The following is a 25,802-nucleotide window of genomic DNA, read 5'->3' on the forward strand; positions in this document are numbered from 1 at the left end:
TCCCTCCCCTTCCGGGGGAGGGCGGGGGTGGGGGCAAGGGGCCTTTGCAAAAGCACCGCCTCCACCAGCGCTGCCCGCCCCCATCCCAGCCTTCCCCCAGAGGGGGAAGGAGCCAATACGCAGAGCACCCGACGCGCATGAATCGGCTCTCGAATTTGAATTTCTCCCTCCCCTTCCGGGGGAGGGCTGGGGTGGGGGCACGCGGCCGTTGCAAAAGCACGGCCTCCACCGGCGCCGCTCGCCCCCATCCCAACCTTCCCCCAGAGGGGGAAGGAGCGAAGACCAAGACATGAACACCGCCGGACCTCTTCAAGGCATCCGCATCCTCGACCTCACGGCCGTGGTGATGGGCCCCTACGCCACGCAAACGCTGGGCGACCTCGGCGCCGACATCGTCAAGGTCGAGCCGCCCGCCGGCGACAACCTGCGCGCGGTCGGCCCGATGCGCCATGCCGGCATGGGCGCGATGGCGATGCACCTCAACCGCAACAAGCGCTCCGTCGTGCTCGACCTCAAGCAGCCCGAGGGCCGCGAGGCCTGCCTGCGGCTGGCGGCGGGATGCGATGCGCTGATCTACAACACGCGGCCGCAGGCGATGGCACGGCTGGGCCTGGGCTATGACGCGGTGGCCGCGGTCAACCCGAAGATCGTCTACCTTGGCGCCTTCGGCTACGGCGAAGAAGGGCCCTACGCCGGCAAGCCCGCGTACGACGATTTGATCCAAGGCGCCGCAGGCATCGCCTCGCTGTTCGCGCAGCAAAGCGGCGGCGAGCCGCGCTACGCCCCCGTCACGCTGGCCGACCGCGCCGTGGGCCTGCAGGCCGCCATTGCCCTCCTTGCCGCCGTGCTGCATGCGCAGCGCACGGGCCAGGGCCAGGCCGTGGAGGTGCCCATGTTCGAAGCGCTGTCGCAGTTCGTCATGGGCGACCACCTCGGCGGCCACAGCTTCGAGCCGCCGCTGGGCCCCACCGGCTACGCGCGCCTGCTCGCGCCGCACCGCAAGCCCTACGCCACGTCGGACGGCTACCTGAGCGTGCTCATCTACAACGACAAGCACTGGCAGTCCTTCTTCGACGTCATCGGCCGCCCCGAACTGCGCGCCTCGCCGATGTTCGGCACGCACACCGCGCGCGCCGCGAACATCGGCGCGGTGTACGCGTTCGTGGCCGAGGTGATGGCCACGCGCAGCAGCGACGCATGGTTTGCCGCGCTGGCCGGCGCGGACATCCCCGTTGCGCGCCTGCACAGCACCGAGAGCCTGCTCGACGACCCGCACCTGCGCGCGGTCGATTTCTTTCCCGAGTTCGACCACCCGACCGAAGGCCGCATCCGCACCCTTGCGCCGGTCGGGCGCTACAGCGCCACGCCCACGGCCATCCGCCGCCCCACGCCGCGCATCGGCGAACAGAGCGTGGAGCTGCTGCGCGAAGCCGGCTACGACGACGCGGCCATCGAAAGCATGCTCGCGCGCGGCGTCACGCTGCAGCCAGATCCAATGAAAGACAGCGAATGAATTTCTCCCTGAACGAAGACCAGCGCTCGCTGGTCGCGGCCATCGAACGGCTGTGCGAAGACTTTCCCGCCGACTACTGGCGCGACCACGACGACCGCGCCGTGTTCCCGCACGCGTTCCACCGCGCCGTGGCCGAGAGCGGCTGGCTCGGCATCGCCATGCCCGAGGCGCAGGGCGGCGCGGGGCTCGGCATCACCGAGGCGGCGCTGATGATGCGCGCCATCAGTGCGTCGGGCGCCGGCATGTCGGGCGCGTCGTCGGTGCACATGAACATCTTCGGGCTCAACCCGGTGGTGGTGTTCGGCAGCGAGGCGCAGCGCCAGCGCTTCCTGCCGCCGCTGATCGCCGGCACCGAGAAGGCCTGCTTCGCCGTGACCGAGCCCGACGCGGGCCTGGACACCACCAGCCTGAAGACGCAGGCGGTGCGCCAGCCCGGCGGCGGCTATCTGCTGCACGGCCGCAAGATCTGGATATCGACCGCGCAGGTGGCCGACCGCATGCTGATCCTCACGCGCACCACGCCGCTGGACCAGGTGAAGAAGCCCACGCAGGGGCTCACGCTGTTCTACGCGCCGCTGGACCGCGGCAAGGTCGAGGTGCGCGAGATCCACAAGCTCGGCCGCGCGGCGGTCGACTCCAACATGCTGTTCATCGACGGGCTCGAAGTGCCTGAAGAAGACCGCATCGGCGAGGAGGGGCGCGGCTTCGAATACATCCTGCACGGGCTGAACCCCGAGCGCATCCTGATCGCGGCCGAAGCCATCGGCATCGGCCGCGCGGCGCTGCGCATCGCCTCGCAGTACGCGCAGGAGCGCGTGGTGTTCGGCCGGCCCATCGGCCAGAACCAGGGCGTGGCGCACCCGCTGGCGCGCGCCTGGGCCAACCTGGAGGCGGCCGACCTGATGGTGTTCAAGGCCGCCACGCTGTACGACGCGGGCGAGCCCTGCGGCATCGAGGCCAACGCCGCCAAGTACCTGGCGGCCGAGGCGGCGCACGACGCCTGCCAGAACGCCGTGCTCACGCTGGGCGGCATGGGCTATGCAAAGGAATACCACGTGGAGCGGCTGCTGCGCGAGAGCTACATACCGCGCATTGCGCCGGTGAGCCCGCAGATGATCCTGAACTTCATCGCCGAGAAGGCGCTGGGGCTGCCCAGGTCGTACTGACCCAGTTGGCCCGGACACCGCCATGGCCGAAGCCCCGGCCAGCGCATGGGGCCTGCGGGGAGGGGACAATCGTGCTCCTGCCGTTTCCACCAGCCAAGAGACAACAGCCATGAAGCTCCCCACCCAAGTCAAGATCGTCGACGTCGGCCCGCGCGACGGCCTGCAGAACGAAAAGCAACCCGTCTCCGCCGAAGTCAAGATCGGCCTCGTGCACCGCCTGCAGGACGCGGGCCTGAAGGAAATCGAGGTCACCAGCTTCGTCTCCCCCAAGTGGGTGCCGCAGATGGCGGACAACGCCCAGGTGATGCACGGCATCCAGCGCAAGCCAGGCGTTCTCTACTCGGTGCTCACGCCCAACATGAAGGGCTTCGAGGCCGCCATCGCCGCGCCGCGCGAAGAGTGGCCCGACGAGATCGTGGTGTTCGGCGCCGCCAGCGAAGCCTTCAGCCAGAAGAACATCAACTGCTCGATTGCCGAGAGCATCGAGCGCTTCGCGCCCGTGGTGGCCGCGGCGCGCGAGAAGGGCATTCGTGTGCGCGGTGCCATGTCGTGCACCGTGGGCTGCCCCTATGAAGGCGAGATCGCGCCGGCCAAGGTCGGCTACCTCGCGCAGTTGATGAAGGGCATCGGCGTGCAGCGCGTGGACGTGGCCGACACCATCGGCGTGGGCACGCCGCACAAGGTGCGCGGGGCGATGGAGGCCACGCTGGCGCACTTCGAGGTCGACGCCATTTCCGGCCACTTTCACGACACCTACGGGCAGGCGCTGGTCAACACGCTGGCGGCGCTCGAGCTGGGCGTGTGGAACTTCCAGTCGTCCTCGGCCGGCCTCGGCGGCTGCCCCTACGCCAAGGGCGCGACGGGCAACGTGGCAACCGAAGACGTGGTCTACATGCTGCAGGGCATGGGCATCGAGACCGGCATCGACCTCGACAAGCTGATCGACGCGGGCGTGTACATCAGCGAGGCGCTGGGCCGCGAACCGAACTCGCGCGCGTCGAAGGCGATCCGCACCAAGCGGGCCGGTTGAAGCATGGACCTGAATGTCTGGCTTGCGTTCCTGGTGGCCAGTTGCGTCATTGCGGTATCGCCCGGTTCGGGCGCGGTGCTCAGCATGAGCCACGGGCTCAGCTACGGCGTGCGGCGCACCACGGCGACCATCGTCGGCCTGCAGCTGGGGCTGGCCGTGGTCCTGCTGGTGGCCGGCCTGGGCGTGGGCGCGGTGCTCACCGCCTCGGCCACCGCGTTCACCGTCATCAAGGTGGTCGGCGCCTGCTACCTGCTGTGGCTGGGCTGGCGGCAATGGCGGGCGCCCGTCGCGGCCGCTGCGCAAGCGGACGGCGGCGCACCGGTGTCCGTGCGCGAGCCCGACCTCACGGCGGCGCAGCGCGTGCTGCGCGGCTTCCTGACCAACGTGACCAACCCCAAGGGCATCGTGTTCATGGCCGCCGTGCTGCCCCAGTTCATCCAGCCGACGCGGCCGTTGTGGCTGCAGCTGCTGGTGCTGCTGGCCACGACGGTGATGGTCGACGTGACCGTGATGCACGGCTATGCCTGGCTGGCCGCGCGGCTGCAAGGCGTGCTGCGCAGCGTGCGCGCCCGGCGCGCGCAGAACCGCGTCTTCGGCGGCGTGCTGATGGCGATGGGCGCGTTCCTGTTCCTGTTCAAGCGCAGCGCCTGATAGATTCGATGCGATGTGCGGCTCCGAACTCCATTCCCTCCCTGAAGGCGTCCAGCGCGTGGCCCGCGTGCTGCAGGACGCCGGACACCCCCATTCCCCACGCATGCTCGACGACGCCTGCCGCACCGCGCAGCAGGCCGCCGACGCGCTCGGCATTGCCGTCGGGCAGATCGCCAAGAGCATCATCTTCCGCCGCAAGAGCGACGAGGCGGCCGTGCTGGTCATCACCTCGGGCGACAAGCGCGTGGACGAGAAGAAGGTCGATGCGCTGGTCGGCAAGACCGGCCGCGCCGATGCCGAGTTCGTGAAGGCGCGCACGGGCTTCACCATCGGCGGCGTGTCGCCGGTGGGGCATGTGACCAAGCCCGTGGTGCTGATCGACCGCGAGCTGTTCCGCTTCGAAGAGATCTGGGCCGCCGCGGGCCATCCGCACGCGGTGTTCCAGCTGCGCCCGCAAGACCTCGAGACCCTCACCGGCGCGCCGGTGGCGGACGTGGTGTGAACTTCGGCGACGCGGAGACCCTGGCCGAACGTGCTGTGGCCGTGCGTGGCACGGCCGATGCGGTGCCTTCGCCCTGCACGTCGGTGTGCCGCATGGACAAGCTCAGCGGCTTGTGCGAAGGCTGCCTGCGCACCATTCCCGAGATCGCGGGCTGGAGCAAGATGGAAGACGAAACGCGGCGCCATGTGTGGCGCGCCATCGAGCTGCGGGCCAGGGCCGGCATCTGGCGTTCGACGGCCGATGCGGCCCACTCAGGCGACACAGGAGACACCCACGCATGAAGCACATCGACTTCTATCTCGACTTCATCTCGCCCTACGCGCACCTCGCGTTCGAGCACCTGCCCGAGGCGCTTCAGGGCCTGAGCTACAGCGTGGCCTACAAGCCGGTGCTGCTGGGCGCGCTGCTCAAGCAGCACGGGCAACTGGGCCCGGCGGAGATTCCGTCCAAGCGCAGCTGGACCTACCGCCACGTGCTCTGGCTGGGCCACACGCACGGCATTGCGATCGAGATGCCGGCCTCGCATCCTTACAACCCGCTGGCGCACCTGCGGCTGGCGCTGTCGACCAGCGACGACGGCACCGTCAGCCGCCTGGTGGCCGAGACCGTCTTTCGCCATGTGTGGCGCGGCGGCGAAGAAGCGGGCGATGCCACCCGGCTGGCCGCACTGGCGGCGCAACTCAATCCCAAACGCGAAGCCGGCAGCGACGAGAGCAAGGCCCTGCTCAAGCGCAACACCGACGAGGCGCTGCAGCTCGGTGTGTTCGGTACGCCGGCCTATGTGGTCGATGGCAAGCTGTTCTGGGGTTTCGACGGGCTGGCAATGCTGCGCGCCTACCTCTCGGGCGATGCGTGGTTCGACGGCCCGGCGTGGACTGCCGCCGACCAGCGCCCCTCCTTGCTGCGCAGCAGCAAGGGCTGAGTACAAACCCGCGCAGGGTTTCGATTTCTTACAGGCTGAAACGCGTTGCGCGGGTTTCACCCTAATTCGTAAGCGTCGGTTCAGTTTCGCGAAAGGCTCGGGTCAGTCGCGCCTCCAAGAATGCCTCACGGCCCCGGAACCCGGGCGCCGCATGAACGCATACACACAGGAGACGACCCATGGCAGCCACACTAGATTCCCGGGGAGTGCCGCATCCGGCACCCCGGCCCATGTCCGCGGAGGAGAAGAAAGTCATCTTCGCCTCCTCGCTCGGCACCGTGTTCGAGTGGTACGACTTCTACCTCTACGGTTCGCTGGCCGCGATCATCGCCAAGCAGTTCTTCAGCGGCCTGGATGCGGGCGCGGCCTTCATCTTCGCGCTGCTGGCGTTCGCCGCGGGCTTCCTGGTGCGTCCGTTCGGCGCCATCGTGTTCGGCCGCCTGGGCGACATGATCGGGCGCAAGTACACCTTCCTGGTGACGATCCTGATCATGGGCCTGTCGACCTTCATCGTCGGCCTGCTGCCCAGCTACGCGACCATCGGCGTCGCGGCGCCGGTGATCCTGATCGCGTTGCGCATGCTGCAGGGCCTGGCGCTCGGCGGCGAGTACGGCGGTGCCGCCACCTACGTGGCCGAGCACTCGCCGCACGGCAAGCGCGGCGCCTACACCTCGTGGATCCAGACCACGGCCACGCTCGGCCTGTTCCTGAGCCTGCTGGTCATCCTGGGCGTGCGCGAAGGCCTGGGCGAAGCGGTGTTCAACGACTGGGGCTGGCGCATTCCGTTCCTGGTGTCGATCCTGCTGCTGGGCATCTCGGTGTGGATCCGCCTGACACTGAGCGAATCGCCCGCCTTCCAGAAGATGAAGGCCGAGGGCAAGACCTCGAAGGCACCCCTGGCCGAGTCCTTCGGCGAGTGGAAGAACCTGAAGATCGTCATTCTTGCGCTGGTCGGTCTCACGGCCGGCCAGGCGGTGGTCTGGTACTCGGGCCAGTTCTACGCGCTGTTCTTCCTGACGGCCCAGCTGAAGGTCGATGCGACCACCGCCAACCTGATGATTGCCGCCGCGCTGCTGCTGGGCACGCCGTTCTTCGTGATCTTCGGGACGCTGTCCGACAAGATCGGCCGCAAGCCGATCATCATGGCCGGCTGCCTGCTGGCCGTGGTCACCTACTTCCCGGTCTTCAAGATGCTGACCGAAGCCGCCAACCCCGACCTGGCCCGTGCACAGGCCACGGCCGGTGTCACGGTGACGGCCGACCCGGCGTCGTGCTCGTTCCAGGGTAACCCGGTGGCCCGCGAGATCGACTTCAAGAGCTCGTGCGACATCGCCAAGCGCTACCTGGTGCAGAACTCGGTGAGCTATGAGAACGTGGCCGGCGCGCCGGGTTCGAAGGCGGTCGTGAAGATCGGTGACAAGACGGTCGAGGCGCCCGTCGGCAACGTCGTGAACCTCAAGTTCGACGAGAACTCCGCCAAGGAAATCGCCGCCTTCAAGAAGGGTGTGGCCGAAGACCTGAAGATCGCGGGCTACCCGAGCAAGGCCGACCCCGCCAAGATCAACAAGGTGCTGACCGTGCTGCTGCTGTTCTGGCTGGTGCTGCTGGTGACGATGGTCTACGGCCCGATCGCAGCGATGCTGGTCGAGATGTTCCCCACGCGCATCCGCTACACCTCGATGAGCCTGCCGTACCACATCGGCAACGGCTGGTTCGGGGGCCTGCTGCCGACCACGGCCTTCGCCATCGTGGCCTCCACCGGCAACATGTACAACGGCCTGTGGTACCCGATCATCATCGCGGGCATCACGCTGGTGATCGGCACGCTGTTCATCCGCGAGACCAAGGACGTGGACATCTACGCGAACGACTGATCGACCGTGCGCTGAAGAGGAGGGCGCGGGCCCTCCGCTCCACAAAGAGGCTTCATGCCACGCGCATGAGGCCTTTTTCTTGAGCCTTTCAATTCGTTCAACCATCCCTCAGGAGACAACACCCATGTGGAAAATCGTCGTCGGCTTCGTCATCTTTGCCGCCCTTGCCCTGTACGTGATCTCGAAGGCCGGTGACAAGGTCGACATGTCGGGCGAGAAGCATGGGGGCGATGCGGCCACGCACGAGCCAGCGCCTGCGGCGGCGCCGAAGTAAGGCGGTCTTCAAGGAGGACGCGCGCTTGTTCTCCGGCGTGCCGGGCCTTGCCTGAAGGCCCCCAATGCAAACGGCCCGCCGGGCGTACCGGCGGGCCGTTTGCATCAGCGCTCGACAGCCGGGGCTCAGCGCTTGAAACGCCCGTCGCTGATGATCGACAGGTCCGCGAAGTCGATGCCGCTGTGGTCCTGCGGCGAGTAGCTCACGTCCAGCCCGCCGCCCAGGTCGAAGTTCCTGATGCTTTCGAGCGCGGCGACCATCTTTGCGCGCGTGGCCTTGGGGCCGGCGCGGCGCAGCGCCTCGACCAGCACCTTGGCCGATGCAAAGCCTTCCAGCGCGGCCGGCGACAGTTCGGCCTGGCCCTTGGCCTGCGCCAGTGCCAAGGCCTCCTTCACCATCGGCTGGCCCGCGGCGCGCTCGCTGGGGAACACCTGCGTCACGATCACGCCCTTGCTCGCTTCGCCCAGTTGCTTGATGAAGCCCGACGAGGCGTTGTTCGACAGCGTGACCACCTGCGCCGCCGAGCCCGCCGCGCGCAGCGCCTTGATGCCGTCGACCACCGCGACGCCCGAGCCGATCCACACCACCGCCTGTGCATTGGCCTCCTGGATGGCCGGCACGATGGCCTTGTAGTCCGGCTTCTCGCGGTCGGCCGGAATGGTCACCGTCGGCTTGGCCTTGCCCTTGGTGAAGCCGGTCATCGCGCCTTCGAGCGCGTCGGTGCCGAAGGAGTCGGTGACGTACACCACCGCGATGCGCGTGAGGCCGATGGTCAGCAGGTGCTGCACCGCCTTCTCGGCCTCGCGCTGGTAGGTGGCGCGCACGTTGAACACCTGCCTCTGCAGCGGCTTGTGCAGCACCATGGCGCCGGTGGAAGGGCCGATGAGCGCCACGTCGTACTTGTCGAGCCACGGAATGATGGCTTGCGAATGCGGCGTGCCGCGGCTCATGAAGAGCGCGAGCACCTTCTTGTCCTCGATGAGCGCGCGTGCGTTCTCGCCGGCGCGCTTCACGTCGAAGGCGTCGTCCATGCGGATCACCTCGATCTTCTCGCCGTGGATGCCGCCCTGGGCGTTGACCGCGTCGATGATCAACTGCGCGCCGCCGATGGTCTCGTTCACGCTCGCGGCCACCGAGCCGGTCATGCCGGCGGTCTGGCCGATCAGGATCTGGGCCGAGGCGCTCAGTGCCGTCAATGCCAGCAGGGCAGCGGCGCAAAGCGTGCGCGTCTTTGTCATGAGGGGCTTTCGAAGGAATACACGAACAGTTGCTAAGAGATGCAAAGAAACGTCGTATTTGTTTCTTAAAGTGTCTTGCGCGCCATTCGGAGAAACCCCTGCGAAACGGCCAACCTTGTGACGCAGTGCACAAGCCGGTCACGGCTCTCTCCCTAGAATGTTTGCCCCACCCCCCAAGGCATTCATGACACAGGGCTCCATCCGGATTCGCGGCGCGCGCCAGCACAATCTCCAGAACCTCGACCTCGACATCCGCACCGGCGAGATGACCGTGGTGACCGGCCCCAGCGGCTCGGGCAAGTCGAGCCTGGTGTTCGACACCCTCTATGCCGAAGGCCAGCGGCGCTATGTGGAGACCTTCTCCGCCTATGCGCGCCAGTTCCTGGACCGCATGGACAAGCCGGCGGTCGACAAGGTGGAGGGCGTGCCGCCCGCCATCGCCATCGACCAGACCAACCCGGTGCGCTCCTCGCGCTCCACCGTCGGCACGATGACGGAGCTCAACGACCACCTGAAGCTGCTGTTCGCACGCGCGGCCAACCTGTTCGACCGCGAGACGGCGCTGCCTGTGCGGCACGACTCGCCCGACAGCATCTATGCGCAGATCGTCGAGCGCGCCGCGGCGGCGGGCGACCCGCGGCTGGTGGTCACCTTTCCGGTCGAATTGCCCGCGAGCACCACGGCCGACGAGGTGACGCAATGGCTGTCGGCCAGCGGCTTCACGCGCGTGCAGGCCGAGCGCGAGGTGGCCACGCCCACCGGGCCGCGCAAGGTGCTCGACGTGGTGGCCGACCGCTTTCGCGTGTCCAGCGCCGAGCGCGCGCGCGTGGTCGAGGCCATCGAGGTGGCGCTCAAGCGCGGCAGCGGGCGTGTCACCGTGCATGCCACGGGCGCTGAGGAGAACGCTCCCACCGACGTGTGGAAATTTTCGACCGGCCTGCACTGCCCCGAGAGCGACATCCGCTACGCCGACCCGATCCCGTCGATGTTCTCGTTCAATTCGGCCGTGGGCGCCTGCGACACCTGCCGCGGCTTCGGCCGCGTCATCGGCGTCGACCTGGGCCTGGTGATTCCGAACGACAAGCTCACGCTGCGCGCGGGCGCCATCAAGACCATCCAGACGCCCGCGTGGAAAGAAGCGCAGGACGACCTCATGCGCCACGCCGAGGCCGCCGGCATTCCGCGCGACACGCCGTGGAACAAGCTCACCGAGGAGCAGAAGCACTGGGTGATCGAAGGCACGCCCAACTACAAGGAAGGCAACTGGAACAAGCAGTGGTACGGCGTGCGGCGCTTCTTCGGCTACCTGGAGAGCAAGGCCTACAAGATGCACATCCGCGTGCTGCTGTCGAAGTACCGCAGCTACACGCCGTGCCCGACCTGCAGCGGGGCGCGCCTGAAGCTCGACAGCCTGATCTGGCGCATCGGCAGCAAGGAAGACGCGGACGCGGTGCTGCCGCCCGAGAAGCGTTTCATGCCGACCGGCGCGAAGTGGACGCGTGCGCAGCTGGAGGCGCTGCCGGGGTTGTGCCTGCATGACCTGATGCTGTTGCCGATCGAGCGGTTGCGGAGGTTCTTCGACCGCATGGGTCGGGCAATGGCTCCCTCCCCCTCTGGGGGAGGGCAGGGGTGGGGGCAGGCGGCCTCCACGAAGGCTGTGGCGGTGGTGGAGGCCGAGAGCCCCCATCCCAACCTTCCCCCAGCGGGGGAAGGAGCAAGACAGGGCGAGGCCCAGGCGCTGAAGCTGCTGTTCGAAGAAATCACCACCCGCCTGCGCTACCTGCACGACGTCGGCATCGGCTACCTCACGCTGGACCGTCAAAGCCGCACGCTGAGCGGCGGCGAGGTGCAGCGCATCAACCTCACGACGGCGCTCGGCACCTCGCTGGTCAACACGCTGTTCGTGCTCGACGAGCCCAGCATCGGCCTGCATCCGCGCGACATGAACCGCATCACCGAGGCCATGCTGCGCCTGCGCGATGCGGGCAACACGCTGGTGGTGGTCGAGCACGACCCAGCCGTCATGCTCGCGGCCGACCGCGTGATCGACATGGGCCCGGGCCCGGGCATCCGCGGCGGGCAGATCGTGTTCGACGGCACCACCGACCAGCTGCGCGACGCCGACACGCTCACCGGCCAGTACCTGGGCGGGCGCAAGAAGATCGGCATGGGCTTCAAGCGGCTCGTGAGCGAGAACACGCACCGGCTCATCCTGGAAGGCGCGCGCGAGCACAACCTGAAGAACGTCACGGTCGAGTTTCCGCTGGCGCGGCTGGTGTGCGTCACCGGCGTCAGCGGCTCGGGCAAGTCCACGCTCATTCAGGACGTGCTGGCGCCCGCGCTGATGCGCCACTTCGGCAAGGCCACCGAAACGCCCGGCGCGCACGACCGCCTGCTGGGCGCCGACCACCTCGGCGACGTGGTGTTCGTCGACCAGTCGCCCATCGGCAAGACCGCGCGCTCCAACCCCGCGAGCTACGTGGGCGCGTGGGACGCGATCCGCGAAATCTTCGCCACTGCGGCCTTGTCGCGCCAGCGCGGCTACACCGCCAGCAAGTTCAGCTTCAACTCCGGCGACGGGCGCTGCCCGACCTGCGGCGGCTCGGGCTTCGAGCACGTGGAGATGCAGTTTTTGTCGGACGTGTACCTGCGCTGCCCCGACTGCGACGGCAAGCGCTACCGCCCCGAGATCCTCGAAGTGCGCGTGGAGCGCAAGGGCAAGACCTACAACGTGGCCGACGTGCTCGACCTCACCGTGGCCGAAGCCGCCACGGTGTTCGACGCCGACCGCGACGTGCTGCGCGTGCTGCAGCCCATCTCCGACGTGGGGCTCGACTATGTGAAGCTGGGCCAGCCCGTGCCCACGCTCTCCGGCGGCGAGGCGCAGCGCCTGAAGCTCGCCGGCTTCCTGGCCGAGGCGGCGAAGAACGCCACGTCGAGCAAGCAGCTGCTGGCGCGCAAGGGCACGCTGTTCTTGTTCGACGAACCGACCACCGGCCTGCACTTCGACGACATCGCGCGCCTCATGCGCGCGCTGCGCAAGCTGCTGGACGCGGGGCATTCGCTGATCGTCATCGAGCACAACCTCGACGTGATCCGCGCCAGCGACTGGCTGATCGACCTGGGCCCCGAAGGCGGCGAGGGCGGCGGGCAGGTGGTGGCCGAAGGCACGCCCGAGCAGATGCGCGAGAACCGCGCCTCGCTCACCGGCGCCGCGCTGGCCGACTACGAGCTGGCCATCGGCCCCGACGCCTACAAGGTGGCCGAACGCGCCGCGCGCCGCTACATCGCCAACGCCAAGACGGCGCCGGGCGCCAACGCCATCGAGATCGTCAACGCGCGCGAGCACAACCTGAAGAACCTCAGCGTGGACATTCCGCGCGGCAAGTTCAGCGTGGTGACGGGCGTGAGCGGCTCGGGCAAGTCGACGCTGGCCTTCGACATCCTGTTCAACGAGGGGCAGCGCCGCTACCTCGAATCTCTCAACGCCTATGCGCGCAGCATCGTGCAGCCGGCCGGCCGGCCCGAGGTGGACGCGGTGTACGGCATTCCGCCGACCGTGGCCATCGAGCAGCGGCTGTCGCGCGGCGGCCGCAAGAGCACGGTGGGCACCACCACCGAGGTGTGGCACTTCCTGCGCCTGCTGTACGTGAAGCTGGGCATCCAGCATTGCATCCACGACGGCGCGGCCGTGCAGCCGCAAAACCCCGACAGCATTGCCGCGCAGCTGATGCGCAACTTCAAGGGCCAGCACATCGGCCTGCTCGCGCCGCTGGTGAGCAACCGCAAGGGCGTGTACACCGAGCTGGCCGACTGGGCGCGCCCGCGCGGCTTCACCCACCTGCGTGTGGACGGCGACTTTCTGCCGACCACGGGCTTCCCGCGCATCGACCGCTTCAAGGAGCACAGCATCGAGCTGCCGGTGGCCAGCCTCGACGTGCTGCCCTCGAAGGAAACCGAGCTGCGCGAGGCGCTGACCAAGGCGCTCGAACACGGCAAGGGCGTGGTGCACGTGCTGAGCGACCTGGACGGCCTGCGCGCCGCCATGATGGCCGGCGTGTCCGCGGTGGGCATCGGCCGCGTGCAGGTGTTCTCCACGCTGCGCGCCTGTCCGGTGTGCAGCACCAGCTACGCCGAACTCGACCCGCGCCTGTTCAGCTACAACAGCAAGCACGGCTGGTGCCCCGACTGCGTGGGCACGGGCGTGAAGCTCAGCAAGGACCAGCGCAAGGTGTTCGACGACTCCGTGCGCGACGACGACAGCAAGGGCCGCGAACAGACCTTCGCCGAACCCGAGATCGAGGACCTGGCCGACACCGCCTGCCCGACCTGCCAGGGCACGCGGCTGAACGCCACGGCACGCGCCGTGAGTTTCGGCGCATCGCCGGCCGACGGCCTGAGTGGCATCGGCATCACCCAGCTCGCGCGCATGAGCGTGACCGAGGTGCGCCAGTGGTTCGAAGGGCTGTCGCTCTCGGGCCGTGAAGCCGAGATCGCGCGCGACCTGGTGCCGGAAATCAAGAGCCGGCTCGAGTTCCTCGAGGAAGTGGGCCTGGGCTATCTGACGCTCGACCGTGGCGCGCCCACGCTCAGCGGCGGCGAGGCGCAGCGCATCCGCCTGGCGGCGCAGCTCGGCAGCAACCTGCAGGGCGTGTGCTACGTGCTCGACGAGCCGACCATCGGCCTGCATGCGCGCGACAACCAGATCCTGCTGAACGCGCTGCACAAGCTGGGCGAAAAGGGCAACACGCTGGTGGTGGTGGAGCACGACGAAGACACCATCCGCCGCGCCGACCACATCATCGACATCGGCCCGAGCGCGGGCAAGCGCGGTGGCCGGCTGGTGGCCGAAGGCTCGGTGGCGGACATCCAGAACGCCGCCGATTCGCAGACCGGGCGCTACCTGCGCGATGCCATCCGGCATCCGCTGCAGGCGCGCCGCCTGGTGCCCGCGCCCGACCCCAAGGCCGAGCACAACGGCGAATGGCTCACCGTGCACGGCGCCGACCTGCACAACCTGCAGGACGTGACCGCCACGCTGCCGCTGCACCGCCTGGTGGTGGTCACCGGCGTGAGCGGCTCGGGCAAGTCGACGCTCGCGCGCGACGTGCTGCTGGCCAACGTGCAGGCCGTGGTCATCCAGCGCATGACCAAGGCGGGCCGCGACGCGGACGCCGCCGGCAAGCGCCCGGCCTGGGCCGGCTGCAGCAGCGTCGACGGGTACGAGGTCATCGACCGCGTGCTCGAGGTCGACCAGACGCCCATCGGCAAGACGCCGCGCAGCTGCCCGGCCACGTACATCGGCTTCTGGGACACCATCCGCAAGCTCTTCGCCGACACGCTCGAGGCCAAGGCGCGCGGCTACGGCCCGGCGCGCTTCAGCTTCAACACCGGCGAAGGCCGCTGCCCGGGCTGCGAAGGCGCGGGCGTGCGCACCATCGAGATGAGCTTCCTGCCCGACGTGAAGGTGCCCTGCGAGGTGTGCCACGGCGCGCGCTTCAACCCCGAGACGCTGGCCGTGAGCTGGCGCGGCAAGAGCATCGGCGACGTGCTGAAGATGGAGGTCGACGAGGCCGTCGAGTTCTTCGCGAGCATGCCCAACATCGCCCACCCGCTGCAGCTGCTGAAGGACGTGGGGCTCGGCTACCTCACGCTGGGGCAGCCCTCGCCCACGCTGTCGGGCGGTGAGGCGCAGCGCATCAAGCTGGTGACCGAGCTCAGCAAGGTGCGCGACGACATCACCCGCCGCGGCCAGAAGGCGCCGCACACGCTGTACGTGCTCGACGAGCCGACCGTGGGCCTGCACATGGCCGACGTCGAGAAGCTGATCCACGTGCTGCACCGGCTGGTGAACGGCGGCCACAGCGTGGTGGTGATCGAGCACGACCTCGACGTGATCGCCGAGGCCGACTGGGTCATCGACCTGGGGCCCGACGGCGGCAACGCCGGCGGGCGCATCGTCGCGGCGGCGCCGCCGGAGGAGGTGGTGCGCCTGGGGACGCACACGGGCGTGGCGCTCAAGCCGGTACTGGCAAGGTGAGCCTCGGGCCCCGGCGCTCCCGCTGAGACCGGCGGCGCAGGCAGGGCGTGCGCCGCCGGTCTCAGCGGAAAGGCACCCCGGGGAGCACGCAGAGCATTTCGTAGAGCAGGTTGGCGCCGAGCAGTGCGGTGTTTCCGCTCGTGTCGTAGGGGGGGCTGACCTCCACCAGGTCGGCGCCCACCACGTTCAGGCCGCGGCAGCCGCGCACGATCTCCAGCGCTTGAGGCACGGTGAGCCCGCCGATCTCGGGCGTGCCCGTACCGCCGGCGAACGAGGGATCGATGCCGTCGATGTCGAAGCTGATGTACACCGGATGCGTCGGTCCTATGCGCTCGCGCACTTGGGCCATCAGCGGCGCCAGCGACTGGTACCAGACCTCGTGCGCCTGCACCACGGTAAAGCCCTGTTCGCGTGGCCAGTCGAAATCGTCCGCCGCATAGCCGGTGCCGCGCAGCCCGATCTGCCAGACCTTGTCGCAGGCCAGCAGGCCCTCTTCGACCGCGCGCCGGAACGGCGTGCCGTGGGCGATGCGCTCGCCGAACATGTCGTCGTTCACGTCCGCATGCGCATCCACATGCACCAGCGCGACCGGGCCATGCCTGCGCGCCACCGCGCGCAGGATCGGCAGCGCGATGGTGTGGTCGCCGCCGAGGGTCAGCGGCGCGCAGCCCGCGGCCAGCACCGTGTCGTAGAAGGCCGAGATGATGTCAATCGACTTTTCGAGCGAATAGGTGTTGATCGGCACGTCGCCCAGGTCGGCCACGTTCAGCCGGTCGAAAGGCGCCGCGCCTGTGGCCATGTTGTAGGGCCGCAGCAGTGCCGACTCGGCGCGGATCTGGCGCGGCCCGAAGCGCGCTCCCGGCCGGTTGGACGTGCCGATGTCCAGCGGCACGCCGATGAACGCCGCGTCCAGCCCGTGCGGGGACGTTGCCGCCGGGAGTCGCATCATCGTGCCGGGGCCGGCAAAGCGCGGCATCGTGTTGCCGCCGAGCGGCTGGTTCGGGACGGGTGTGTGCATGCTGTATGGGGGGTCAGCGCCGCCGGCCGCGAAGCCATTCCAGCGCAAGCAGCAGCGCGGTGGTGAAGACGATCAGGAGCGTTGCCACGGCGGCGATGGTGGGCGAGATGTTCTCGCGGATGCCGGTGAACATCTGGCGCGGCAGCGTGACCTGGTCCGGTCCCGCGAGGAACAGCGTGACCACCACCTCGTCGAACGAGGTGGCGAACGCGAACAGCGCGCCCGAGATCACGCCCGGTGCAATCACCGGCAGCGTGATGCGCATGAAGGTCCGGAACGGTGTCTCTCCCAGGCTCAGCGACGCGCGCACCAGGTTCTGGTTGAAGCCGGCCAGCGTGGCGAGCACGGTGGTCAGCACGAAGGGCGCGCCCAGCGCGGCATGCACCACGATCAGCCCGAAGTAGGTGTCGGCCAGCCCGAGCGGTGCGAAGTAGAGATAGGTGGCAACGCCCACCACCACGATCGGCACCACCATCGGCGAGATCAGCACGCTCATGAGCAGGCCCTTGAAGGCGAAGCTCGTGCGCGACAGGCCCACCGCCGCCAGCGTGCCCAGCACCGTGGCCAGCACCGTGGCGGCCGGCGCGACGATGAAGCTGTTGCGCGCCGCGCGCGCCCACTCGGGCGATTCGAAGAGGTTGCGATACCACCGCAGCGACCAGCCGGGAATCGGGTAGGCCAGGAACGAACTGTCGGAGAAGGACAGCGGAATCACCACCAGGATGGGCGCCAGCAGAAAGGCCAGCACCGCGACGCAGCCCACACGAACCGCCCACCAGCCGAGCTTGTCGGCAAAGGTGGCGTAGGCCGGGAATTGGGGAAGCTTCATCTTGCTTGTCTTTCGTGCGGTTCAACCAAGGCTCAGCTCGGCCTTGCCGATGCGCCGGTACACGGCATACAGCACCAGCGTGGCCACCAGCAGCACGGCGCCCAGCGCGCAGGCCATGCCCCAGTTGATTTCCACGTTGGTGTAGCGCGCGATGTAGTAGCTGAGCATCTGGTCGTCCGCACCGCCCAGCAGCGCAGGCGTCACGTAGTAGCCGATGGCCAGGATGAACACCAGCAGCGCCCCCGCGCCGATGCCCGGATAGGTCTGCGGCACATACACCCGGAAGAAGGCCGCCAGCGGCGAGCTGCCCAGCGACACGGCCGCGCGCAGATAAGTGGGCGGCACGCTCTTCATCACGCTGTAGAGCGGCAGGATCATGAAGGGCAACAGGATGTGCACCATCGCGATGATCACGCCGGTGCGGTTGAACAGCAGCGCCAGCGGATGGTCGGTCAGGCCGATGCCCATCAGGCCGCGGTTGACCAGCCCCTCGGATTGCAGCAGCACGATCCACGCTGCCACGCGTACCAGGATGGACGTCCAGAACGGCACCAGCACCAGGATCATCAGCACGTTGGCCTTGCGCGCCGGCAGCGTCGACAGCCACCAGGCCAGCGGATAGGCCAGCAGCAGGCAGAAGAAGGTGACCACGGCGCTGATCTGGAAGGTGCGCAGCAGGATGTTGGCAAAGGCGCGCTGGTCGGCGGGCATGCGCTCCACGTCGCCGGCCACGTCGCGCCGCAGGTCGACCGAGGCGAGCAGGTAGTCTGGCGTCCAGCGCGAGCCGTTCTTGGCGATGGCCTGCCAGAACGGCGGCTCACCCCAGCGTGCATCGATCTCCAGCATGCGCGCCTTGACCTCTTCGGGCGTGCCCGCGATCGGCAGCGCGCGAAAGGTGCCCATCACGAGCGAACGGGCGCCTGCGATTTCGGTGTTGAGGCGGCGCGCCAGCGCGCCGGCGTCGGAGCTGTCGGGCAGCTGGCCCAGGTCGGCCGCGATGGCGGCATAGGCCGCGGGCGCGGGCGCCTCCTTGCGGTTCCATCCGTCGAGTGCGCGCACGGTGCGCGGCAGCGCATTGGCCACTTCGGGGTTTTCCACCGCGCGCTGCAGCAGCGCCACGATGGGCACCAGCAGCGTGAGCAGCAGGAACACCAGCAGCGGCACCGTGAGCGCGAAGGCGCGCCACTTGCGGCGGGCGTCGGCGCGCGCCAGCGCACGCCGGAGCTCGCCGGGTGGCGCCTCGGTGGAACCCAGGGGAGCAGACGTTGCCGCGTGCATGGCCTCTTGCCTGTCCGCTTACTGCGTGGCCCAGGACGCGAAGCGCTTCTCGAGCGCTTCGCCCTGGTCGGCCCAGAAGCCGACGCTGAACTGCAGCGCGTCCTTGGCGTTGCTGGCCGAGGTCGGCAGGTCGGCCAGCACCTTGCTGCTGAGCGAGGCCAGCGCCTTGGTGTTGGTGGGGCCGTAGGCGATGTTCTGGGCATACACCGCCTGATTGGCCGGCTGCATGGCGAACTGGATGTATTTCAGCGAGGCTTCCTTGTTCGGCGCGCCCTTCGGAATCACCAGGTAGTCGAGGTCGTAGATGCCGCCCGGCCAGAAGATCTTGAGGTCGCGGCCTTCGCGGTTGGCCGCGTCGATGCGGCCGTTGTACACGGTGGTCAGCACCACGTCGCCGGCCACCAGGAACTGCGGCGGCTGCGCGCCGGCCTCCCACCACTGGATGTTCGGCTTGAGTTCGGTGAGCTTCTTGAAGGCGCGGTCGGCACCGTCCTTGGTGGCGAGCACCTTGTAGACGTCCGCCGGCTTCACGCCGTCGGCCATGAGCGCGAACTCGAGGTTGTAGCGCGCGCCCTTGCGCATGCCGCGCTTGCCGGGGATCTTCTTCACGTCCCAGAAGTCGGCCCAGCTGGCGGGAGCGGTCTTGAGCTTCTCGCCGTTGTAGGCCATCACGGTCGACCACACGAACAGGCCGACGCCGCAGTCGGTGACCGCGGCCGGCAGGAAGTCGGCCTTGCTGCCGATCTTCGAGTAGTCGAGCTTCTCGAACAGGCCCTCGTCGCAGCCGCGCGCCGCGTCGGGCGATTCGACCTCCACCACGTCCCAGGTGACCTTCTTGGTCTCGACCATGGCCTTGATCTTGGCCTGCTCGCCGTTGTATTCGACCGGAATGATCTTGGTGCCGGCCTTCTCGTAGGGCTCGTAGTAGGCCTTCTTCTGTGCGTTGGCGTTGGCACCGCCGAAGTTGACCACGGTGAGCTGCTGCTGGGCGAGGGCCGGCAGCGCGAAGCCGGCGGCGACGGTGCAGGCGAGGAGGGTCTTTTTCATGATGGAAGTCTTCCTGGGTAATGAAAGGAAACGAGGGAGCAACAGACTGGATTCAGGGGGCATAGATGCGCGCATGCGCCATCGGAAATTCGAGCACCACCCCTTCGCCCGCCTGCGGCGCGGCGGCACCGTCCAGGCTGTCCAGCGGCAGCTTCACGGTGGCTTCGGCCTGGCCGTCGCCCATGCTGCACAGAAGCCGCAGGTGGTCGCCGAAGTAGATGACGCGCGCCACCTCGGCAGCGAGCATGTTGGCGCCCTGCTGCGCGGTCGCACTGCGGTGCAGCACCACCCGCTCGGGGCGGATGCACGCCTCGACGGCCGCGCCCGCGGCCGCCCCGCTGACGTTGAGCCCGTGCAGCACGCGGCCGTCGGCCAGCGTCATCTCGGCGCGCTCGCCGCCGCGGCTCAGTCGGCCCTTGAACACCGTGTTGTCGCCGACGAAGCCGGCAACGAATCGGTTGGACGGCGTCTCGTACAGGCGGTCGACCGTGTCCAGCTGCTGGATCACGCCTTCGTTGAACACCGCGACGCGGTCGCTCATGGTGAGCGCTTCGCCCTGGTCGTGCGTGACGTAGACGAAGGTCACGCCCAGCTGGCGGTGCAGGTCCTTGAGCTCGATCTGCATGTGCTCGCGCAACTGCTTGTCCAGCGCGCCGAGCGGCTCGTCCATCAGCACGAGCTGCGGTTCGAACACCAGCGCGCGCGCCAGTGCCACGCGCTGCTGCTGGCCGCCCGAGAGCTGGCCGGGCAGGCGTTCGGTCATGCCGCGCAACTGGACCATGTCGAGCGCGCGCTGCACGCGGCGCTGCTGCTCGTCCTTCGGCACCTTGCGCACCGTCAGCGGATAGGCCACGTTCTGCCCCACGCTCAGGTGTGGAAACAGCGCGTAGTTCTGGAACACCATGCCGAAGTTGCGTTTGTGCGGCGGCACGCCGGTGATCTGCTTGCCGTCGAGCAGGATCTCGCCCGAGGTCGGCGACTCGAAGCCCGCCAGCATCATCAGCGTGGTGGTCTTGCCCGATCCTGAAGGCCCGAGCAGGCTCAGGAACTCGCCACGGTGAATGTCCAGGTCAAGCTGGCGCACCACCAGCTGTTCGCCGTCATAGGTTTTCTGGACGCGCTGGAAGCGCACCAAGGGTTCTGCTGTCATGGAGGATGTCAGGAAAGGGTCGATCAGCGAAGCGAGGTGAAGCAGTCCGCGAGAAGTGCCGGGCCTTCGTCCAGAAGCAAGTCGGATGCCGTCGGCGGCACCGGCACGCGAATTACATTGCCGCGGGTGCCGCACGGCAGCGGGATCGACCCGCGTCGCGCCGCCTCCGCGACCACCCGGCGGGTCGGCGTGAGGGCTGCACCGCGGCGTGCCGTCGAAGCGGCATTGCCGGGCTGGGGTTCGCGTTGCATGGAGGCGGCCTGTGCATTCAAGAAGGAATGCCGGCACTCTAGGTCGCGTGAATCGATACGGCCATGTACACCGCAAGCGATCGCCGGGGAGACTGTACTGGTCTTGTATCCTGTACACACTTTCCTCAATATGGTGCAGGCCGGACTGCCGGAGATGCTCCCGATGCTCATTCTTCGTCCCGAACAGCCGACGCCACTGGTCAGCCAGATCGTGGAAGGGCTGCGCGGCCTCATCGGCGCCCAGAAGCTCAAGGCCGACAGCAAGCTGCCGTCGATCCGCGCTTTCGCCTCGACCCATGGCGTCAGTGTCTTCACGGTGGTGGAGGCCTACGACCGGCTGGTGGCCCAGGGTCTGCTGGTCTCGCGGGCCAACGCGGGTTTTTTCGTCAAGCGGCGCAGCGAGGACAGCACCGCCGGTGCGGCCAGTGCGCCCCGGCCAGACCCCCGCTTCGACGCCCGCTGGTACCTGCAGCAGATCTTCGAGAACCGCAACCTCCCGCTCAAGCCCGGCTGCGGCTGGCTGCCGCACGACTGGCTGTTCGAGGACGGCATGCGCCGCAGCCTGCGCCACCTGGCCTCCGAAGGCGCCGATATCGGCGGCTACGGCCTGCCCTTCGGCCACATGGCGCTGCGCATGGCAACGGCGGAGGCGCTGTCCGAGCAGCAGATCGTGGTCGAGGCCGCCCAGGTTCTGCTGACCCAGGGCTCCAGCCAGGCGCTGGACCTGGTCGCACGCCGGCTCCTCAAGCCGGGCGATTCGGTGCTGGTGGACGACCCGGGCTATCCGAACCTGATGTTCATGCTGCGCTTTCTGGGCGTGGAGATCATTGGCGTGCCGCGCATTCCCTCGGGCTACGACATGCCCGCGCTCGAGGCCTTGCTTGCCGAACACCGGCCCAAGGCCTTCTTCACCCAGCCCCGGCTGCAGAGCCCGACCTGCTCGATGGCCTCGCTGCCGCAGCTGGTGCAATTGCTCCAGTTGGCGCAGACGCACGATTTCACGCTGGTCGAGAACGACATCTATGCCGAGATGGATGCGTCGATGCGGCCGTCGCTCGCCAGCCTGGGCCAGTTGCGCCGGGTGGTCTACGTGGGCAGCTACTCGAAGACCATCTCGCCGAACATCCGCGTCGGCTACGTGGTTGCCCAACCGGAGCTGCTCGACGAGTTGGCGCAGCTCAAGATGATCTCGGGCCTGACGTCCTCCGACATCACCGAGCGCCTGGCCTTCGGCATCCTGACGGACGGCCGCTGGCGCAAGCATCTCAAGGCCCTGCGCGACCGCCTCGCTCAGGCGCAGGGCAACGTCGCGAGGCGGCTGGACGCACTGGGCTTCGAGTTGTTCCATCACGCCGCGGCCGGCATGTATTCGTGGGCCCGGCACCCGGACATTGCCGACAGCGCCGAGCTCTCGAAGCGCGCCACGGCGGAGGGGATCATGCTCGGCCCGGGCCAGCTGTTCCTGGTCAACCCGCATCCCACCGGCTGGCTTCGCTTCAATGTGGCCTTCAGTGAAGACGAACGGCTCTGGCGTTTTCTCGAGCGCAGCATCGAGGAGCGCAGATACGACTGACAGGGCTCGCAATGGCCTGCCGGCAGGCGCACAATGGCCTCAACCCTTGGCGCAGGCGCATCCTGAATCAGCCATGGTGGAGTGAACATGCGAGGGGATGAAGCGCCGCGGCAGGGCTACGCAAGGAGCCATGTCATGACCCGCTTCATCGATGTTCACAGCCTGGTCCGCCTGGTGGACGAGACCGGCGTTCCCCAATTCCTCGAGGCGCTGGCCGACGCACTGCGCGACGACTTCCTGCGATGGCGCGAGTTCGACAAGAAGGCGCGCGTGGCCAGCCACTCGCACCTGGGCGTGATCGAACTGATGCCCGTGGCCGACGACGGCGCCTACGCCTTCAAGTACGTCAACGGCCACCCGCACAACACCGCGGTCGGGCTGCCCACCGTCATGGCATTCGGCGTGCTGGCCGAGGTGGACACGGGCTACCCCGTGCTGCTGTCGGAGCTCACGCTCACCACCGCCTTGCGCACCGCCGCCACGTCGGCCATGGCCGCCAAGGCACTGGCGCGGCCCGATTCGCGCAGCCTCGCGCTCATCGGCAACGGCTCGCAGAGCGAGTTCCAGGCGCTGGCTTTCCATGCGCTGCTGGGCATCGAGGAGGTGCGCGTGTTCGACACCGACCCGCACGCCACCGACAAGCTGGTGCGTCACCTGTCGGCCTGCACGCCACTGGAAATCGTGCGTGCCGCTTCCGTGGCCGATGCGGTGCGCGGCGCCGACATCGTCACCACCGTCACCGCCTACCAGGGCCAAGCCAGCGTGCTCACGCCCGGGATGATCGAGCCCGGCATGCACATCAACGCCGTGGGCGGCGACTCGCCCGGCAAGACCGAGCTGCACCCCGACGTGCTGGCCCTGGCGCGCGTGTTCGTCGAGTACGAGCCGCAGACCCGCGTGGAGGGCGAGATCCAGCAGGTGGCGGCCGACTTTCCGGTGCACGAACTGTGGCGCGTGCTGCTGGGCGAAGTGCCGGGCCGCGAGAGCCCGCGGCAGGTCACGCTGTTCGACTCGGTCGGCTTCGCGCTGGAGGACTACACGGCGCTGCGCTACATCCAGCGCATGGCGACCGAGCGCGGCATCGGCCAGCAGATTGCGCTGGTGCCGGAGCTCGACGACCCGAAGGACCTGTTCGGCCTCACGGCCTCGGGCAGGCGCCGGGCGGTGCTGCGGCGTGCGGCATGATGGCCGGCTTCATCACCGCCGCCGCCGCACTGCTTCATGCTCACCATCTACAACGACCAGCACGTTCTTCACCAGGGCAAAGTCGAGATGTTCCGCGGCGAGCTCGTGCCGTGCTTCGAGGTGCCCGCCCGCGTCGACCATGTGAAGCATGAGTTGGCGCGCCGGGGCCTCGGCCCGCTGCAACTGCCCGACGCCTTCGATGCGGCGCTGCTGGCCAAGGTGCATGCGCCGCGCTACCTGGACTTCATCGCGCATGCGTGGGAGGAGTGGGTGGCGCTGGACCCGGCCAACGTGTCGCGCGATGCGCTGCCTTCCTATTGGCCCACGCGCGGCATGCGCACCGATGTGCTTCCCAGGAGCTTTCCGGCGCGCATGGGGCTGTTCTCTTTCGACGCGGGCACGCCGCTGACGGCCGGGAGCTGGCAGGCCGCGCGGCACGGCGCGGCGTGCGCGTGGACGGCGGCGCAGCGTGTGGTCGGCGGCGAGCGCGCGGCCTTTGCGCTCACGCGGCCGCCGGGACACCACGCGGGCGCCGACTTCTTCGGTGGCTACTGCTTCATCAACCACGCGGCCGTCGCGGCGCAGGCGCTGCGCGACGCGGGCGTGGAGCGGGTGGCCGTGCTCGACGTGGACTACCACCATGGCAACGGCACGCAGGCCATCTTCTACGAGCGCGACGACGTGCATTTCGCCAGCCTGCACGGCGACCCGCTGACCGACTACCCGTACTACCTGGGCCACGCCGACGAACGCGGCGCGGGCCGGGGCGAGGGCTTCAACCACAACCTGCCGCTGCCGCGCGGCACCGACTTCGCGGCCTGGCGCGCGGCGCTGAAGGCCGCGCTCGCGCGCATTGCGGCCGTGAAGGCCGGCGCGCTGGTCGTCTCGCTGGGCGTGGACACCTTCGAGGGCGACCCGATCTCGGGCTTCAAGCTGAAGAGCGACGACTACCTGCGCATGGGCGAAGACCTCGCGCGCGCGGGCCTGCCCACCGTGTTCGTGTTCGAGGGCGGCTACGCGGTGGCCGAGGTGGGCGTCAACGCGGTGAACGTGCTGGAAGGCTTCGCGCAGGTGTAGCTGACGCGCAGGTGACTCCGGGCGCGCCAATGGCCTTGTTTTTGGCGGGCAATCGGGGGCTCCCCGATTGCCTTTGCCGACCCGGCGAGGCCCAATCGGCGCTTCTTCAAGTCAGGATCCAGTCAGCCATGCTGCGCCGCTCTTCTTTCCTTTGTGCCGCCACGCTCGCCGCGTGCGGTCTCGTTTCTCCGCTGGCGGCTTTCGCTCAAGCTTTTCCCGCCAAGCCCATCAAGCTGGTCATCGCCTTCCCGGCCGGCGGCCCGACCGACATCACCATGCGCCAGCTCGCCGACAACGCGAGCAAGATCCTCGGCCAGCCGGTGATCATCGACAACAAGCCGGGCGCCGGCGGCACGCTGCCCGCGCAGGCGCTGCAGACCTCGCAGCCCGACGGCTACACCGTGGCGCAGATCCCGCTGGGCGTGTTCCGCCTGGGCTACACCACCAAGATCAACTGGGACCCGCTGAAGGACATCACGTACGTGCTGAACGTGACGGGCTATGCCTTCGGCATCGTGGTGCCGGCCAACAGCCCCTTCAAGACCTGGGCCGACCTCGTCGCCTACGCCAAGGCCAACCCCGGCAAGCTGACCTACGGCTCGACCGGCAACCTCACCAGCCCGCACCTGACGACCGAAATCGTCGCGCAGAAGGCCGGCATCGAGCTGCAGCACGTGCCCTACAAGGGCAGCGCCGACCTGATGCTCGCCGTGGTCAGCGGCCAGCTGATGGCCGCCGCCGACAGCACCGGCTTCGCCCCGCAGGTCGAGGCCGGCAAGCTGCGCGTGCTGAACACCTGGGGCGACAAGCGCCTGGCCAAGTTCCCCGACGCACCCACGCTGAAGGAGCTGGGCTACGACATCGTGCAGAACTCGCCCTTCGGCATCGGCGCGCCCAAGGGCACCCCGCCCGACGTCGTGAAGAAACTGCACGACGCGTTCAAGCAGGCGATGGAAGAGCCGAGCTACGTGGCCTCGCTGGGCCGCTACGACATGCTGCCGAACTACATGAGCTCGGCGACGTACACCAAGTTTGCGCAGGACACGGTGGTGAAGGAGAAGGCGGTGATCGAGAAGCTGGGGTTGGCGAAGGGCTCCTGAATTCGGCAATTGCCCACGCTTCATGTTTAAAAAATTCTATTTTTTAAACATGTCGAGTGAGGCATGTATGGAAGTCGGCCTTTT

21 protein-coding genes are annotated in these 25,802 nt (G+C 68.3%); 14 read left to right on the forward strand and 7 right to left on the reverse strand.

What is annotated here, in order from left to right:
* Positions 1–289 precede the first annotated feature (289 nt).
* The 9 genes from ACSFBM_RS13765 (at position 290) to ACSFBM_RS13805 (ending at position 7,932) form a co-directional block, all read left to right on the forward strand.
* A complete protein-coding gene (locus ACSFBM_RS13765) occupies positions 290–1,513 on the forward strand; it encodes a CaiB/BaiF CoA transferase family protein (RefSeq protein ID WP_435484850.1) in 1,224 nt (407 codons plus the stop codon).
* Positions 1,510–2,679: an acyl-CoA dehydrogenase family protein gene (locus tag ACSFBM_RS13770; protein WP_435484851.1), complete on the forward strand. Its 1,170-nt coding sequence runs from the start codon at positions 1,510–1,512 to the stop codon at positions 2,677–2,679. The genes ACSFBM_RS13765 and ACSFBM_RS13770 overlap by 4 nt, the downstream gene beginning before the upstream one ends.
* A gap of 109 nt (positions 2,680–2,788) precedes the next feature.
* Positions 2,789–3,709 (forward strand): hydroxymethylglutaryl-CoA lyase, encoded by a 921-nt coding sequence (locus tag ACSFBM_RS13775; protein ID WP_435484852.1) that lies wholly within the window; start codon positions 2,789–2,791, stop codon positions 3,707–3,709.
* A 3-nt stretch (positions 3,710–3,712) separates the two neighbouring features.
* Positions 3,713–4,360, forward strand: coding sequence for a LysE family transporter (locus tag ACSFBM_RS13780; RefSeq protein ID WP_435484853.1), 648 nt, complete (start codon positions 3,713–3,715; stop codon positions 4,358–4,360).
* Between the two features lie 13 nt (positions 4,361–4,373).
* The gene (locus ACSFBM_RS13785; protein WP_435436769.1) at positions 4,374–4,862 is read left to right on the forward strand and encodes a YbaK/EbsC family protein; all 489 of its coding nucleotides are present in this window, start codon (positions 4,374–4,376) and stop codon (positions 4,860–4,862) included.
* Positions 4,859–5,143, forward strand: coding sequence for a DUF1289 domain-containing protein (locus ACSFBM_RS13790; RefSeq protein WP_435484854.1), 285 nt, complete (start codon positions 4,859–4,861; stop codon positions 5,141–5,143). The genes ACSFBM_RS13785 and ACSFBM_RS13790 overlap by 4 nt, the downstream gene beginning before the upstream one ends.
* Entirely contained in the window at positions 5,140–5,784 is a 645-nt protein-coding gene (locus tag ACSFBM_RS13795) for a 2-hydroxychromene-2-carboxylate isomerase (RefSeq protein ID WP_435484855.1), read from the forward strand. Before ACSFBM_RS13790 ends, ACSFBM_RS13795 begins: the two co-directional genes overlap by 4 nt.
* A 179-nt stretch (positions 5,785–5,963) precedes the next feature.
* Positions 5,964–7,658, forward strand: coding sequence for an MFS transporter (locus ACSFBM_RS13800; RefSeq protein ID WP_435484856.1), 1,695 nt, complete (start codon positions 5,964–5,966; stop codon positions 7,656–7,658).
* Positions 7,659–7,782: 124 nt separating this feature from the next.
* Entirely contained in the window at positions 7,783–7,932 is a 150-nt protein-coding gene (locus ACSFBM_RS13805; RefSeq protein WP_435436773.1) for a hypothetical protein, read from the forward strand.
* A gap of 125 nt (positions 7,933–8,057) precedes the next feature.
* Here ACSFBM_RS13805 and ACSFBM_RS13810 read toward each other — a convergent pair whose 3' ends face one another.
* A complete protein-coding gene (locus tag ACSFBM_RS13810; protein WP_435484857.1) occupies positions 8,058–9,170 on the reverse strand; it encodes an ABC transporter substrate-binding protein in 1,113 nt (370 codons plus the stop codon).
* Positions 9,171–9,354: 184 nt separating this feature from the next.
* On the opposite strand from ACSFBM_RS13810, the gene uvrA reads away from it, so the two are divergent.
* Positions 9,355–15,210: an excinuclease ABC subunit UvrA gene (gene uvrA / locus ACSFBM_RS13815; RefSeq protein WP_435484858.1), complete on the forward strand. Its 5,856-nt coding sequence runs from the start codon at positions 9,355–9,357 to the stop codon at positions 15,208–15,210.
* 61 nt (positions 15,211–15,271) lie between these two features.
* Here the strand turns inward: uvrA and speB are convergent, their stop codons facing one another.
* Genes speB through ACSFBM_RS13845 form a run of 6 tightly spaced genes read right to left on the reverse strand, consistent with a single transcriptional unit; the run spans position 15,272 to position 20,783 of the window.
* Positions 15,272–16,228 (reverse strand): agmatinase, encoded by a 957-nt coding sequence (gene speB, locus ACSFBM_RS13820; RefSeq protein ID WP_435484859.1) that lies wholly within the window; start codon positions 16,226–16,228, stop codon positions 15,272–15,274.
* 13 nt (positions 16,229–16,241) lie between these two features.
* The gene (locus ACSFBM_RS13825) at positions 16,242–17,057 is read right to left on the reverse strand and encodes an ABC transporter permease (protein WP_435436777.1); all 816 of its coding nucleotides are present in this window, start codon (positions 17,055–17,057) and stop codon (positions 16,242–16,244) included.
* Between the two features lie 21 nt (positions 17,058–17,078).
* On the reverse strand, positions 17,079–18,335 hold the full coding sequence (locus tag ACSFBM_RS13830) for an ABC transporter permease (RefSeq protein WP_435436778.1): 1,257 nt from the start codon (positions 18,333–18,335) through the stop codon (positions 17,079–17,081).
* A gap of 18 nt (positions 18,336–18,353) precedes the next feature.
* Entirely contained in the window at positions 18,354–19,382 is a 1,029-nt protein-coding gene (locus tag ACSFBM_RS13835) for an ABC transporter substrate-binding protein (RefSeq protein ID WP_435484860.1), read from the reverse strand.
* A gap of 52 nt (positions 19,383–19,434) precedes the next feature.
* Positions 19,435–20,532: an ABC transporter ATP-binding protein gene (locus ACSFBM_RS13840; RefSeq protein ID WP_435484861.1), complete on the reverse strand. Its 1,098-nt coding sequence runs from the start codon at positions 20,530–20,532 to the stop codon at positions 19,435–19,437.
* 23 nt (positions 20,533–20,555) lie between these two features.
* Positions 20,556–20,783 (reverse strand): hypothetical protein, encoded by a 228-nt coding sequence (locus ACSFBM_RS13845; RefSeq protein ID WP_435484862.1) that lies wholly within the window; start codon positions 20,781–20,783, stop codon positions 20,556–20,558.
* 163 nt (positions 20,784–20,946) lie between these two features.
* Here ACSFBM_RS13845 and ACSFBM_RS13850 point away from each other — a divergent pair, with 163 nt between their 5' ends.
* From ACSFBM_RS13850 to ACSFBM_RS13865, 4 genes are all read left to right on the forward strand, one after another.
* Positions 20,947–22,356 (forward strand): aminotransferase-like domain-containing protein, encoded by a 1,410-nt coding sequence (locus tag ACSFBM_RS13850; RefSeq protein ID WP_435484863.1) that lies wholly within the window; start codon positions 20,947–20,949, stop codon positions 22,354–22,356.
* A 135-nt stretch (positions 22,357–22,491) separates the two neighbouring features.
* Positions 22,492–23,541 carry an ornithine cyclodeaminase gene (locus ACSFBM_RS13855; protein ID WP_435484864.1) on the forward strand — a complete coding sequence of 350 codons (1,050 nt, stop codon included), beginning with the start codon at positions 22,492–22,494 and terminating at the stop codon, positions 23,539–23,541.
* Between the two features lie 36 nt (positions 23,542–23,577).
* Positions 23,578–24,618, forward strand: coding sequence for a histone deacetylase family protein (locus tag ACSFBM_RS13860; protein ID WP_435484865.1), 1,041 nt, complete (start codon positions 23,578–23,580; stop codon positions 24,616–24,618).
* Positions 24,619–24,746: 128 nt separating this feature from the next.
* Complete coding sequence (locus ACSFBM_RS13865; RefSeq protein WP_435484866.1) at positions 24,747–25,718, forward strand: Bug family tripartite tricarboxylate transporter substrate binding protein; 972 nt, start codon at positions 24,747–24,749, stop codon at positions 25,716–25,718.
* The last annotated feature ends 84 nt before the right edge of the window (positions 25,719–25,802 follow it).

Origin of the sequence: Variovorax pasteuri (genome assembly GCF_051216435.1) — a bacterium.
Lineage (GTDB): Bacteria > Pseudomonadota > Gammaproteobacteria > Burkholderiales > Burkholderiaceae_C > Variovorax.

Coding starts and splice junctions, on each gene's coding strand:
- ACSFBM_RS13765 (WP_435484850.1), top strand. CDS start 290: ATGAACACCGCCGGACCTCTTCAAGGCATCCGCATCCTCGACCTCACG.
- ACSFBM_RS13770 (WP_435484851.1), top strand. CDS start 1,510: ATGAATTTCTCCCTGAACGAAGACCAGCGCTCGCTGGTCGCGGCCATC.
- ACSFBM_RS13775 (WP_435484852.1), top strand. CDS start 2,789: ATGAAGCTCCCCACCCAAGTCAAGATCGTCGACGTCGGCCCGCGCGAC.
- ACSFBM_RS13780 (WP_435484853.1), top strand. CDS start 3,713: ATGGACCTGAATGTCTGGCTTGCGTTCCTGGTGGCCAGTTGCGTCATT.
- ACSFBM_RS13785 (WP_435436769.1), top strand. CDS start 4,374: ATGTGCGGCTCCGAACTCCATTCCCTCCCTGAAGGCGTCCAGCGCGTG.
- ACSFBM_RS13795 (WP_435484855.1), top strand. CDS start 5,140: ATGAAGCACATCGACTTCTATCTCGACTTCATCTCGCCCTACGCGCAC.
- ACSFBM_RS13800 (WP_435484856.1), top strand. CDS start 5,964: ATGGCAGCCACACTAGATTCCCGGGGAGTGCCGCATCCGGCACCCCGG.
- ACSFBM_RS13805 (WP_435436773.1), top strand. CDS start 7,783: ATGTGGAAAATCGTCGTCGGCTTCGTCATCTTTGCCGCCCTTGCCCTG.
- ACSFBM_RS13810 (WP_435484857.1), bottom strand. CDS start 9,170: ATGACAAAGACGCGCACGCTTTGCGCCGCTGCCCTGCTGGCATTGACG.
- uvrA (WP_435484858.1), top strand. CDS start 9,355: ATGACACAGGGCTCCATCCGGATTCGCGGCGCGCGCCAGCACAATCTC.
- speB (WP_435484859.1), bottom strand. CDS start 16,228: ATGCACACACCCGTCCCGAACCAGCCGCTCGGCGGCAACACGATGCCG.
- ACSFBM_RS13825 (WP_435436777.1), bottom strand. CDS start 17,057: ATGAAGCTTCCCCAATTCCCGGCCTACGCCACCTTTGCCGACAAGCTC.
- ACSFBM_RS13830 (WP_435436778.1), bottom strand. CDS start 18,335: ATGCACGCGGCAACGTCTGCTCCCCTGGGTTCCACCGAGGCGCCACCC.
- ACSFBM_RS13835 (WP_435484860.1), bottom strand. CDS start 19,382: ATGAAAAAGACCCTCCTCGCCTGCACCGTCGCCGCCGGCTTCGCGCTG.
- ACSFBM_RS13840 (WP_435484861.1), bottom strand. CDS start 20,532: ATGACAGCAGAACCCTTGGTGCGCTTCCAGCGCGTCCAGAAAACCTAT.
- ACSFBM_RS13845 (WP_435484862.1), bottom strand. CDS start 20,783: ATGCAACGCGAACCCCAGCCCGGCAATGCCGCTTCGACGGCACGCCGC.
- ACSFBM_RS13850 (WP_435484863.1), top strand. CDS start 20,947: ATGCTCATTCTTCGTCCCGAACAGCCGACGCCACTGGTCAGCCAGATC.
- ACSFBM_RS13855 (WP_435484864.1), top strand. CDS start 22,492: ATGACCCGCTTCATCGATGTTCACAGCCTGGTCCGCCTGGTGGACGAG.
- ACSFBM_RS13860 (WP_435484865.1), top strand. CDS start 23,578: ATGCTCACCATCTACAACGACCAGCACGTTCTTCACCAGGGCAAAGTC.
- ACSFBM_RS13865 (WP_435484866.1), top strand. CDS start 24,747: ATGCTGCGCCGCTCTTCTTTCCTTTGTGCCGCCACGCTCGCCGCGTGC.